The sequence below is a fragment of the Limnohabitans sp. 2KL-3 genome (genome assembly GCF_001269405.1).
In the GTDB taxonomy this organism is placed as follows: Bacteria; Pseudomonadota; Gammaproteobacteria; order Burkholderiales; family Burkholderiaceae_C; genus Limnohabitans_A.
In genome coordinates, this window is sequence record NZ_CXON01000005.1 from 1 (window position 1) to 11,464 (window position 11,464).

Here is an 11,464-nt window from a genome sequence, read left to right on the forward strand (position 1 = left end):
ACCACCGCCACCACCACCACCACCACCACCGCCACCGCCACCGCCACCGCCACCGCCACCACCCACCAGCAATTCCATCTTGGGCACCGCTGGGGCAGACACCCTCAACGGTACAGCGCAAGCAGACCTGATCGAAGGACTGGCGGGCAACGATACCCTGACCGGTGGCGACGGCAACGACACCCTCATTGGTGGTGCGGGCAATGACCGCTTTTCGGGGGGTGCCGGCATTGACACGGTGAGCTTTTTGGGCACCACAGCGGCCGTTACTTTCAGTTTGGCCAGCACCGCCAACCAAAACACCCGAGGCTCGGGCACCGATGTCTTGGTGGTGGGCCATGCCATTGAAAACCTGACAGGCGGCAGCGCCGCAGACACCTTGACCGGAGACACCCTTGCCAACGTGATCGATGGCGCGGCTGGCAACGACACGCTCAACGGCGGTCTGGGCAACGACACCTTGATCGGTGGGGCGGGCAAAGACTTTTTTGTCTTCAACAGCCGACTCGGTGCAGCCAACGTTGACACCATCGAGGCTTACAACGTGGCCGACGACACCATGCGCCTGGAGAACACCGGCATCTTCACCACCCTGACACGCACCGGCACCTTGGCGGCCACGGCCTTCACATCAGGCACCGCGGCCAGCAGCACGGCACACCGCATCATTTACAACGCCAGTACCGGTGCCTTGCTGTACGACGCCGACGGCACAGGTGCTGCGGTGGCCGTGCAATTTGCCACCTTGCAAGGCGTGACCGGCACCCTCGGGAATACCGATTTTGTGGTGATTTAGGAGGTTTGAAAGCTTGGGTCGATTTGTGGTGTTGATGCAACAAAAATATCGTCAAAAAGTAAAAATTCTTTAAAAGCAAGCACTTGCTTGACGTCTTTGACAATTTAAATGAGAATTTCTCAGCGCAGACGAATTTGTTGTTTTCGCATTCACCACGAAAGGAAACCCGATGAAAAATTTGAGTCTTTTGAGCAAACGCTTGAACATCGCTTCGGCAGTTCAGCGTCAAAAAGGTGCCACCATGATTGAGTACGTTTTGTTGGCGGCTTTGATTGGGGTGGTTGTGGCGGCATTTTTGCCAGATTTAACAACTGCCATTGATGGTGCGTTTGGCACAATTCAGACTACTATTAACCCCCCAACCACAACTCCAGGCTCAGGCGGGTGAAAAAGCTTGCATTAACCGCCATCGCCCTTCTTTTAGGGGCTTTGGCAACTTACTTTGTTGCTCGTTCAATGGGCTTATTGGGCTCTACAGCTTCATCGGTGGATATAAAACTGGTTGTTGCTTCTTCCGTTATCAACTCGGGCCAGCTCATTGAAGCAGCTCAGATCAAGGAAGTGTCTTGGCCGAAGACAAATGTGCCTGAGTTAAGCTTTTTTAAGTCTTCACTTGTTGCTGGCCGTATTGCAAAGCAAACCATTTACCCAGGTGAGTTGATTCTCGAGCCAAAACTGGCAGGCGCTGATTCGAAGGGGGGACTAGCCTCTGCGATTGAAACAGGAAAACGTGCCATTTCAGTGCGTGTTAACGATGTCGTTGGAGTCGCTGGCTTTGCTTTGCCTGGCAGCTTTGTGGATGTTTTGGTCAGTGCAAAAGATGCAGCGAACGCCTCATTTTCAACTACGGTCCTGACACGAGTCAAAGTGCTTGCAGTGGCTCAGGAAACTGAGACTGAGCAAATGAAACCAAAGGTGGTCAACGCCGTAACCCTTGAGTTAACACCACCTGAAGCTGAAAAGCTGGACTTGGCGAGAAGCATTGGCACTCTGTCTTTGATTCTGCGCAATGAAAACGACACCACCGATGTGAACTCGGCGGGCACTCGTTTGAACGATATTTTGCGGACTGGCAAACCCGCGCCTGCACCAGCTGCGTCAAGGGTCAATTCTGGTCCCCCTGCGGCTCCACGCCCAGCCCGCCCCCCCTCTGATGAAACTGCCACCGTGACCTCGATTCGTGGCATCGCCAAGCGCGAGGAGCAACCCTGATGCCGACCTTGGCCCCGTTTTTTTCTGGCCACCGCCTTTGGGTCGTGGCCTGTTTGTTTTGTGTCAGTGCTAATGCTGCCTTAGCTTTGGAAACCCGTGAATCTTTGATGTTCAAACCGGCCGCTGATGCTTCGGTCAAGGCGGAGTCCAAAGCCCCGGTCAAACGGGTCACTAAAGCCACTAACGAACCACAGGCCAAAGCCTCCGACAAGAAGTCAGCACGCACTGCGCAGACCAAGGCACTGGCACAACCTGTCGTCGTGAAATCTGTGTTGCCCGCCAACCGCTTGCCTGTGGTCCTCGACATCGCGGCCGGGCGGGCCCATGTGTTGGTGCTGCCTTTTGCCGCCAGCCGTGTGGCCGTGGGCAACCCGCAGGTGGCCGACTTTACCCTGGTCAAAAACAACGAGCTCTACATCCTGGGCAAAAGCGTGGGTGCCACCAACTTGATTTTGTGGGACAAAACCGGCGAATCCCGAACCGTCAACCTCACGGTCGGTGTGAACCTGGGTGTGTTTGCCGACGTGCTCAGCCGTGTGCTGCCTCAAGAGAAAGACATCAAACTCACCAGCGCATCGGGCTCCATTGTGCTCAGCGGCATGGTGTCTGATGCCATTGCGGCCGACTCGGTGGTTAACCTGGCCCAAGCCTTTTTGCAACAGCTGCAGCCGGGCAGCGGCTTTGGCGGGCAAGCCTCGGCACTGTCCAGCAACCCTCAGGCGGGCAGCAACAATGGCTCATCGACGACACCCGGCGGCGGAGCCAATACCGCACAGGCTGGAGCCCTGGGCAACTTGTCGGCCAATGCCCAACGTGCCCAAGTCATCAACCTCATGCGCATCCGTGACCCCCAGCAAGTCATGCTGGACGTCAAGATCGCCGAAATTTCCAAAACCTTGCTCGACAAACTGGGTGTCAAAGGGGTAGAGCGAGGCGACCTCATGCGCTGGAACATCATCTCGAACGTGGTGGGCGGTGCCTCGGACGGCAGCTTGGGCTTGTTGCTGGGGGGCGGCATTGCAGGCAAGGGCACCCTTCTTGAAGCCAAGAAAAACGATGGCTTGGTCAAAATTTTGGCAGAACCCACTATCGTGGCCATGAGTGGACATGAAGGCAAGTTTTTGGTGGGTGGCAAGGTGTTCATTCCCATCACCCAAAACACAGGCAACTCGTCGTCTGTCGCTTTGGATGAGCGTGAGTTTGGTGTGGGCTTGAAGTTTGTTCCCACCGTGCTCGATGGCGGACGGATCAGCTTGCGGGTGGCCTCTGAAGTGTCTGAGATCTCCAAAGAACCTTTGGTGCTGTCGGTAGGTGCAACAACCTCGATCTTGCCGGCCATCACCACACGCAATGTGTCTACCACCGTGCAGTTGCGCGACAGTCAAAGCCTGGTCATTGGTGGACTGATGCGCAACAACATCACCGAATCCATCAAGGCTTTTCCTTTGTTGGGCGAGATACCGATCTTGGGTGCCTTGTTTCGCAGCACCGAATTCAACTCGGAGTTGACCGAACTGATTGTGGTGGTCAGCCCGCGTTTGGTCAGTGCGACCGATAAGCCACCGTCTCTGCCCACAGACAACTTCACGCCACCTTCACGTGCGCAGTTGCTGCTCGAAGGCAAGATGGAAGGCAGTAAACCAACGGAAAAACTATCCAATAAAAAATAAGATATCTTAAGTATGGAAAATAATAAATTTTTATACGAACATGCGATTTATTCAACCTTGTTCAAAAGAATAATGAAATTAAGTTTGATAAGTTTTTTTATCACTCTTTTGCAGGCATGTGGTTCAACAACACCAACGCTAGATGCGCAAATTGGTACGGCGTTGATGCAAGCCAAAACGGCGCAAAGCCTGCCGCCATCAGAGCCGGTGAGTATTGAAGCTATGCAGTTAGGAGAAGGATTGACTAGTGCTATTGAAAGCTTACGAGGTATGAGTCTTCACAACACTGGTCGGCCAGCTCCATCCGCACTCACAGTGAAATGAAGCACCGGTCCAGCTCTCGTAGTCAATGTGGCGTTTTCACGATCATTACGGCGGTCGGATCAATGTTATTGGTAGTGATTTTGGGCTTTGTAGTTGACGGTACCCGACTGATGGTTATCCAGGGCGAACTACAAAACGCTACTGATGCATGTGCACTAGCTGCTTCAGCTGAACTTAACGGTTTACCGGGCGCTACTTTTAGAGCAACTGCTGCAGGTAGTCATGTAGGTGGAGTTTTAAATAAGAAAAATTTCCAAAATGCGCTCGTCGATATAAAATCAAATGATGTCAAGTTCAGCGATGTAATAGAAGGTAACTATGTTGCAGCTTCGGCCGCAACCTCTGCTAATCTTAGATACGTCCAATGCACTGCAACGTACAGCGGTTGGGTCAATTTATTCATGGGTTTGGTTGGCGCTGGTTCTGCAGAGCCTGTAGCTGTTTCGAGGGCGGGACAGCAGCCAACACGCAAAGTTTGTGTGTTGCCGTTGGCACTGCAAACAGCAGCTACAACGGGTGAAATGAAGAATTTTTTGCGCGTAACAGACCATCAAAATGCAACACCAACGAAAACAGACAGTGATTACGAAGAACTTATAAATGGGTTTGGAACTTGCAATATTCCTACTGACTTAACTAAGATTCAAGTTCGTAATCCAACTGATATAGACAAATTATTAAACAACAGGTATAAAGCTGACCCTACATTTCCTGATGTGCCTGGGCAATCTAATCGTCGATTAATTGCAGTGCCTTCCATAAAACCGGATGGGTCCTTTATTCAGTGGGTATGTTTAGAGTTGAAAAAAAGCTCTGACTCAATTCAGGTAAGTTATTTAGGTTCGACAAAAATTCCGAATTCGCAGTGCGTAGTTTCTGGTGTAACAGGTTTTGGTGCAGTTGGCCCACCAGCTCCAGTTCTTGTTAGGTGATAATTATTATTATCAATCATTATTTATTTGTGGTTAGAAATAGTATGAAAAATCGTCATAATCAAAATGGGGTCGCATTTATTGAGCTTACAATTGTGTTGGCGCTTTTTTTGGTGCCTCTTCTAATCATTGTTATCGAAGCCGGGCGTTTGCTTTACACTTATAAGACGCTGGTTCATCAAACCCGCAATACAGCACGTTACTTGTCAGTACAGGTGCCTGGACAAAACCATGAATTAGCAAAATGTCTTTTTAAAACAGGAAAGCTAGTAAGCAATTGTAATGACGCGGATTTATTGCTTCCGGGTTTTGATAATCCAAAATTTGAATTTTCTATTACGGATTCAAATAACAATTCTTCCCAAAATAGAGGAATTCCTGTAGGTAATTCTACATATCCCGTAAATTTAAATATAGTTACTGTGTCTGCTAACAAATATCCGTTTAAATTTATTTTCCAAAATTTATTGAAAGATAATTATCTGTATTTTGGAATGATTGGTTCAACATTTAGACAGGTAAATTAATATGAAATATTTATTAAATAAACAAAAAGGATTAATTTTAATTGAATTTACTTTGAGTTTTATAATTTTCTGGATAATTTTCATAGCAATCATTGAGTTTGGTCGTGCCATGCTCGCATGGAATGCTGCTTCTGAAGCTACCCGACTTTCAGCTAGGGTGGCAAGCATTTGTACAAAAGCATCTAAATCAGCAATTACCAATAAAACCTTGAACCTTCTTCAGCTGACTGGTCAGGTTTTTTATATCGATGAAATAGATCAAGATGGAGACGGTATAAAAGAAATTATAAAAATAGATATGTCTCATGATGATCTTGCTTATGATGGTTCTACGGATTGGCTAAAACTTGATTATTCACCAATTGGTTGTGGTAATGGCAATTGTGAGTCTGTTCGAGCTAGCTTATCAAAACTGTATATTATTTTTGGGATTGCAGGTTTTACCTATAAAATTCCATTACCTTCAAGCTCAATAACCGTTTTGCGTGAGGGTATGAGTACACTAAATAAATTCAATACAGATAACTTGAATAATTTTTGTCGTTGACTATACAGGTTCACTAATGCACATCCTTGTTTATTCATCCAGCGGCTGGTTGATGCCAATTGACTTTTTGGCTAATAAAAATGACCATTTTTTGTTTGTTAGTGGCAGTTTGTCCGATATGGCCGACACTGTTATGGTCCGAAACCCAGAAGTACTATTAATAGCCGGTTTTCAAGATACATCTGCATTGTTGGTGGAGCTCGAAAGAGTTTGCCAGAGGCTGACGCAAACGGCCGTTTTGCCAGTTTGCGTTAGTCCAGAACCAGATTTCTTGATGCGCCTGATGCAGATGGGTGTTCGAGAAGTTTTGCCAGTTGATGGAATCCGTTGGAATGAAGCATTAGACCGTGTACGTTTACGTACATCGCAAGGCGGAACGCCGCAGCAACGGGCCTCGCTCAAAGTCGGCTTTTTGTCGGCCAAAGGCGGCGACGGCTGCACCAGTTTGGCGGTCAATATGGCGGCGGCTTTGGCCAAAGACACGGCGGCTAAAGTCTTGCTGCTCGACTTGTCCTTGCCCTTTGGCGATGCCGACGTTTACCTCACCCGCAAACCGGTGGAGCACGATTTGGCCGACTTTTGCAACGAGGTCAACCGCTTGGATGAGGCCTTGCTGGCCTCCATGGTCACGCCCATTGCCGACAATTTTCACTTCATCGCCTCGCCCGCCTCGTTCGAAAAAATCATGGGCATCGAGCCCGCGCAGGTGGAACAGTTGCTGGCCTTTGTGTCGCCGCTCTACAGCTTCATCTTGATCGACCTGGGCAGCAACATGGGCCCGGTGGGCTTGCGCATGTGGGAGCAACTCGACCAAGCCGTGGTGCTCTCGTCAGTCTCCATGCCGTCTTTGCGCCGCCTGAACCAAATCAAGCAGTTGTGGGAGAGCCTGGGCCTGAGCGCGGCCAAACTCAACTTTGCCATGAATCGCGTGGTGGGCAAGACCGACCTGGAGCTGACCGAGTTCCAGCGCATTTACCCCCAAAAACCTCTGCACCTCTTGCCTGCCGATGGGCCGGGCATGAAAGCCTCGGTGGTGCAAGGCACGCCCTTGGTCAGCCTGCAGCCGCGCAGCGACTACACCCGTGCCGTGGCGGCCTGGGCCGCCGATTGGTCGGGTCAACCCATGAAAGACAAGTCGATATGGCAACGCTTAAGGAAAAAATAAGCGCCTGGAGCTACGGCAGCGGGCCCAGCGCTTCAGCCGCTGCAGCGGCCTCGCCCGCGGGTGTGGCCCAGGCTCAGAGCATGCCGCCAGCCGCCTTGGCCGCTGCGGCCAGCGCCCCAGCGGCTGTGGCTGGCTCGGCGGGTGTGACCATGCCCGCAGCCCCGGCGGTGTCGGGCACTTATTACGCCCTCAAGACCCGGCTGCACCAGTCCCTGATTGCCAAGATTGACCTGGCCGCGGCCGAAGCCATGCAGCCCGACCAACTGCGTTCGCAACTGCGCGATGTGCTGCTGGGACTGATCGACGAAGAAGCCATTCCCATGAACGAGCAAGAACGCCGTTCATTGGTGGCCGATTTGCAAAACGAGGTGCTGGGTCTCGGCCCGCTGGAGCCATTGCTGGCCGACCCTGACATTTCAGAAATCATGGTCAACGGTTTTGACACCGTGTTTGTGGAAAAGCGTGGCCGCATCGAACGCGTGAACATCCGTTTCAACGACGACACGCATTTGCTCAAAATCATCGACAAGATCGTCTCGCGTGTGGGCCGCCGCGTCGACGAGTCCAGCCCCATGGTCGATGCGCGGCTGCCCGATGGCTCGCGCGTGAACGCCATCATCTCGCCCATTGCGCTCGATGGGCCAGCAATGTCGATTCGGCGCTTTGCCGTCAAGCCCCTCAAAATGGCCGACTTGGTCGAGCGGCGCACCTTGACGCCCGGCATGGCCGAACTGCTGGCCGGCATGGTCAAGGCCAAAACCAATATTTTGATTTCGGGCGGCACCGGCTCGGGCAAGACCACCTTGCTCAACATTTTGTCGAGCTACATCCCCGAGCACGAACGCATCATCACCATCGAAGACACGGCCGAATTGCAAATGCAGCAAAGCCATGTGGTGCGTCTGGAAACACGCCCGGCCAACTCCGAAGGGCGGGGCGAGATTTCGATGCGCTCGCTGGTCAAAAACAGCCTGCGCATGCGGCCCGACCGCATTGTGCTGGGCGAGGTGCGCGGCGGTGAGGTGATCGACATGCTGCAAGCCATGAACACCGGGCACGACGGATCGCTGACCACCGTGCACGCCAACACCCCGCGAGACGCTTTGGGGCGGCTGGAAAACCTGGTGGGCATGGGCGGCGTGAGCTTGCCGGTCAAACCCTTGCGCCAACAAATTGCCTCGGCCATCAACGTCATCGTGCAGGCCACGCGCCTGAGCGATGGCAGCCGCAAAATCACCAGCATCCACGAAGTCACCGGCATGGAAGGCGAGGTGATTTCGACGCAAGAGATCTTCCACTTCGAGCGCTCGGGTGTGGGCGCCGATGGTGCGGTGCTGGGCCGCTTCAAGCCCACGGGCATTCGCCCCTTGCTGGCCGAACGCCTCAAGATCAGTGGTGTGAACTTGGCCGAAGAGTTGTTCAACCCCCTGGTGTTTAACGAATGAACACGATGACTTGGCCCGAACTCATGCCTTGGGCGGTGCTCATGGTCACCTTTGTGTTGGTGGTGGGTGCCGTGGTGCTGCTGGCCAGTTGGTGGCGGCGGCAATTTGGCGCGGAAAGCCGGGCGCAGCGCCAACGCCTGGCCGCTTTTGTGCGCAACAACGCCGTGGGCGGTGGTGACGATTTGCTGCTCAAAACCACCGGCGGCAACCCCAACAGTGCCTGGTTGGCCCCATTGCAACAACTGCCGGGCTACGAACGCCTGGCCGACTTGCTCATGCGCACGCAGTCCACCCAATCGCCTTTGGGGTTTTTGGGTCTGGTGCTGGTCTTGTGGCTGGGGGGGCTGTTGCTGACCCTGGTGTTGTTCAAGTTGTCACTGCAGGCATCGGTGCTGGTGGCTTTTGGGCTGGCTGCGTTGCCCTGGTTGTTTCATTTGCGCAAAGACCAGCGGCAGCGGCGCAAGTTTGAAGAGCTTTTCCCCGAAGCGCTGGACTATTTGTCACGCGCCTTGCGGGCCGGGCAGGGCTTGTCGTCGGGCCTGAGCATGGTGGGCCAGGAGTTTGCCGACCCGATTGGGCGTGAATTTAAAAAAACCGTGGACGAGATCAATTTTGGTTTGCCCTTTGCAGATGCACTGGCCAACATGGGGCATCGCGTCAAAAGCCCCGACCTCGACTTTTTTGTGGTGGCCATCGTGATCCAGCGCGAGACGGGTGGCAACCTGGCCGAGTTGCTGGGGGGCTTGGCACAAACCGTGCGCGAGCGCATCAAGCTGGCCGGCAAGATCCGCATCATCTCGGCCGAAGGGCGGTTTTCTGGGGTGGTGTTGGGGGCCTTGCCTTTTATTTTGGGCGGCACACTCACGCTGCTCAACCCCAAGTACATGGACAGTCTGTGGGGCACGCCCGAGGGCCTGCGCATCGTTAGCATCGGCTTGTTCATGATGCTGCTGGGTGGCCTGTGGCTGTGGAAAATCGTGCAAGTCAAGGTCTGAAGCCATGCCCCAGTTGAACCCCACCCTGCTTTTGGTTTTGCTGTGCGCTCTGGTGTTTGCCGCCGTGGTCATGGCTGTGTTTGCCCTTAACCGTTATTGGGAGCAACGCCAACAACAAAGTCGCTTCAAAGACCTGGTGGGCGTGGTTCACACGCCCACCGCGCTGCCCACAGCGGCTGCGCCCAAAGCCTCGCGCTGGATGGATTCGCTGTACAAGTTGTCACTGCCCGCCGAGGGCTGGGGCGAGTCGCAAATCAGGCTCAAGTTTTTGCGAGCCGGTTTTCGGCAAAGCGATGCGCCACGCATTTACTACGTCATCAAAAGCCTGCTGGTGCTGGTGGTGCCGGTGCTGGTGTGGCTGGGCTTGTGGCTGTTCAAGCCCGCTTGGCCCAGCAGCCAAATGGCTCTGGTCACCTTGCTGACCGCCGCTGCGGGCTACTACGGGCCCGATGTGTTTTTGCAGTGGCGCACCCAAACCCGGCGCGACACCCTGCAACGCGGGCTGCCCGATCTGGTGGATTTGCTGGTGGTGGCGCTCGAATCGGGCATGGGGCTGGATGCCGCCATCACGCGGGTGTCCAAAGAACTGGCCCGCAGCCATGCCTTGCTGGCCGAAGAGTTTTACCTGGCCGGCCTGGAAGTGCGGGCCGGGGCAGGGCGCATGACGGCGCTCAAAAACCTGGCCTTGCGCATGAACCTGGACGACCTCAATGGCCTGGTCACCATGCTCAACCAGTCTGAGCGCTTTGGCACCAGCTTGGGTGAAGCGCTGCGTGTGCAGTCCGAGGTGATGCGCCTCAAACGCGGACAACGCGCCGAAGAAATCGCTGCCAAAATTCCGGTCAAGATGCTGTTTCCGCTCATCTTTTTCATCTTCCCCTCCATCATGGTGGTGCTGATTGGCCCGGGGTGGATGCAAATCTCGGCCGCTTTTGGATTCAAATGAACGCAGAACTTGTGACAAGCATGTGGGCCATCGGTTTGGGGGCAGTGGCCGGTTGGCTGTCGTGTGTGCTGGTGGTTTGGCTGCCGCAAAACATCCTGAATGAAGAAGCCCAATGGCTGGCCGAAATACAAGGCAGCGACTGGCAAGCCACACAGCCCCACGGCCTGCGAGCTTGTGCGGCGCACGCCATGGCCCAGCGGGGGCGCTGCCTGCTGTGGGTGCTGGGGGGCGTGGCCTTGGCCTTGGCCCTGTCATGGGGCATGGGGGCCTCTTGGCGCACCGCTTTGTGGGGCATGTGGCTGTGGGCCTTGCTCACGTCCGCTGCCATCGACAACAACACCCAACTGCTGCCCGACGCCTTGACCCAGCCTCTGCTGTGGTTGGGCTTGCTGATTCAAACCGTGCAGAGCCTGAGCACCATAGGCCTGGAAAATGCCTTGTGGGGTGCCGTGACGGGCTACATGATTTTGTGGATCATGGACCAGCTGTACAAGCGCTGGCGCGGCATCAGCGGCGTAGGGCAGGGCGACATGAAACTGCTGGCCGCCGTGGGGGCCTGGCTGGGGCCACAAGCCACCCCCAACGTGCTGCTGATCGCCGCCTTGGCCTCGCTGGTCAGCCAAGGCCTCATGCGCCTGATGAAACCCCAATCCACCCCAGCCGAATTCGCCTTCGGCCCCTGGATAGCCCTGGCCGCCATCGGCTACTGGCTCTGGCACTGACCCCCCACTTGGTAAACCATCGCCCACAGGGGTGGGCTCCTACAAAAATGTATCTCCCACGTAGGGGTTGGCCCCTACAAAAATGCAGCTCCCATATAGGAGCTAGCCCTGCTAGCGATAAACCTTTGCGCCCCACCACCGTCGCCATCGCCAGCAGGGCTGGCTCCTACAAAAATGCAGCTC

Annotated in this window: 12 protein-coding genes and 1 pseudogene; all 13 read left to right on the forward strand. The window is 54.3% G+C overall.

Annotated elements, in window-relative coordinates; genetic code table 11:
- Nucleotides 1–796, forward strand: a pseudogene (locus AMM41_RS08570) (hypothetical protein); the annotation flags it as partial.
- Nucleotides 797–965: 169 nt separating this feature from the next.
- On the forward strand, nt 966–1,184 hold the full coding sequence (locus tag AMM41_RS08575; protein WP_089956396.1) for a Flp family type IVb pilin: 219 nt from the start codon (nt 966–968) through the stop codon (nt 1,182–1,184).
- Nucleotides 1,181–2,008 (forward strand): Flp pilus assembly protein CpaB, encoded by an 828-nt coding sequence (gene cpaB / locus AMM41_RS08580; protein ID WP_228769175.1) that lies wholly within the window; start codon nt 1,181–1,183, stop codon nt 2,006–2,008. Before AMM41_RS08575 ends, cpaB begins: the two co-directional genes overlap by 4 nt.
- Nucleotides 2,009–2,115: 107 nt before the next feature.
- Nucleotides 2,116–3,678, forward strand: coding sequence for a type II and III secretion system protein family protein (locus AMM41_RS08585; protein WP_194944672.1), 1,563 nt, complete (start codon nt 2,116–2,118; stop codon nt 3,676–3,678).
- A gap of 12 nt (nt 3,679–3,690) precedes the next feature.
- Nucleotides 3,691–4,002, forward strand: coding sequence for a hypothetical protein (locus AMM41_RS21830; protein WP_194944673.1), 312 nt, complete (start codon nt 3,691–3,693; stop codon nt 4,000–4,002).
- Nucleotides 3,999–4,934: a TadE/TadG family type IV pilus assembly protein gene (locus tag AMM41_RS08590; RefSeq protein ID WP_089956400.1), complete on the forward strand. Its 936-nt coding sequence runs from the start codon at nt 3,999–4,001 to the stop codon at nt 4,932–4,934. Before AMM41_RS21830 ends, AMM41_RS08590 begins: the two co-directional genes overlap by 4 nt.
- Nucleotides 4,935–4,978: 44 nt before the next feature.
- Nucleotides 4,979–5,461: a TadE family protein gene (locus AMM41_RS08595; protein ID WP_089956403.1), complete on the forward strand. Its 483-nt coding sequence runs from the start codon at nt 4,979–4,981 to the stop codon at nt 5,459–5,461.
- A gap of 1 nt (nt 5,462) precedes the next feature.
- Nucleotides 5,463–6,008, forward strand: coding sequence for a TadE/TadG family type IV pilus assembly protein (locus AMM41_RS08600; protein ID WP_089956406.1), 546 nt, complete (start codon nt 5,463–5,465; stop codon nt 6,006–6,008).
- Between the two features lie 307 nt (nt 6,009–6,315).
- Nucleotides 6,316–7,173 carry an AAA family ATPase gene (locus AMM41_RS08605; protein ID WP_194944675.1) on the forward strand — a complete coding sequence of 286 codons (858 nt, stop codon included), beginning with the start codon at nt 6,316–6,318 and terminating at the stop codon, nt 7,171–7,173.
- 149 nt (nt 7,174–7,322) lie between these two features.
- Nucleotides 7,323–8,618: a CpaF family protein gene (locus AMM41_RS08610; protein ID WP_228769211.1), complete on the forward strand. Its 1,296-nt coding sequence runs from the start codon at nt 7,323–7,325 to the stop codon at nt 8,616–8,618.
- A 5-nt stretch (nt 8,619–8,623) separates the two neighbouring features.
- Nucleotides 8,624–9,613 carry a type II secretion system F family protein gene (locus tag AMM41_RS08615; RefSeq protein WP_194944676.1) on the forward strand — a complete coding sequence of 330 codons (990 nt, stop codon included), beginning with the start codon at nt 8,624–8,626 and terminating at the stop codon, nt 9,611–9,613.
- 4 nt (nt 9,614–9,617) lie between these two features.
- The gene (locus AMM41_RS08620; RefSeq protein ID WP_089956418.1) at nt 9,618–10,559 is read left to right on the forward strand and encodes a type II secretion system F family protein; all 942 of its coding nucleotides are present in this window, start codon (nt 9,618–9,620) and stop codon (nt 10,557–10,559) included.
- The gene (locus AMM41_RS08625; protein WP_089956420.1) at nt 10,556–11,281 is read left to right on the forward strand and encodes a prepilin peptidase; all 726 of its coding nucleotides are present in this window, start codon (nt 10,556–10,558) and stop codon (nt 11,279–11,281) included. The genes AMM41_RS08620 and AMM41_RS08625 overlap by 4 nt, the downstream gene beginning before the upstream one ends.
- The last annotated feature ends 183 nt before the right edge of the window (nt 11,282–11,464 follow it).

Excerpts from the sequence above, each read along its gene's own strand:
- AMM41_RS08575 (WP_089956396.1), top strand. The coding sequence starts at position 966 with ATGAAAAATTTGAGTCTTTTGAGCAAACGCTTGAACATCGCTTCGGCA.
- AMM41_RS08585 (WP_194944672.1), top strand. The coding sequence starts at position 2,116 with ATGTTCAAACCGGCCGCTGATGCTTCGGTCAAGGCGGAGTCCAAAGCC.
- AMM41_RS21830 (WP_194944673.1), top strand. The coding sequence starts at position 3,691 with ATGGAAAATAATAAATTTTTATACGAACATGCGATTTATTCAACCTTG.
- AMM41_RS08590 (WP_089956400.1), top strand. The coding sequence starts at position 3,999 with ATGAAGCACCGGTCCAGCTCTCGTAGTCAATGTGGCGTTTTCACGATC.
- AMM41_RS08595 (WP_089956403.1), top strand. The coding sequence starts at position 4,979 with ATGAAAAATCGTCATAATCAAAATGGGGTCGCATTTATTGAGCTTACA.
- AMM41_RS08600 (WP_089956406.1), top strand. The coding sequence starts at position 5,463 with ATGAAATATTTATTAAATAAACAAAAAGGATTAATTTTAATTGAATTT.
- AMM41_RS08610 (WP_228769211.1), top strand. The coding sequence starts at position 7,323 with ATGCCCGCAGCCCCGGCGGTGTCGGGCACTTATTACGCCCTCAAGACC.
- AMM41_RS08615 (WP_194944676.1), top strand. The coding sequence starts at position 8,624 with ATGACTTGGCCCGAACTCATGCCTTGGGCGGTGCTCATGGTCACCTTT.
- AMM41_RS08620 (WP_089956418.1), top strand. The coding sequence starts at position 9,618 with ATGCCCCAGTTGAACCCCACCCTGCTTTTGGTTTTGCTGTGCGCTCTG.
- AMM41_RS08625 (WP_089956420.1), top strand. The coding sequence starts at position 10,556 with ATGAACGCAGAACTTGTGACAAGCATGTGGGCCATCGGTTTGGGGGCA.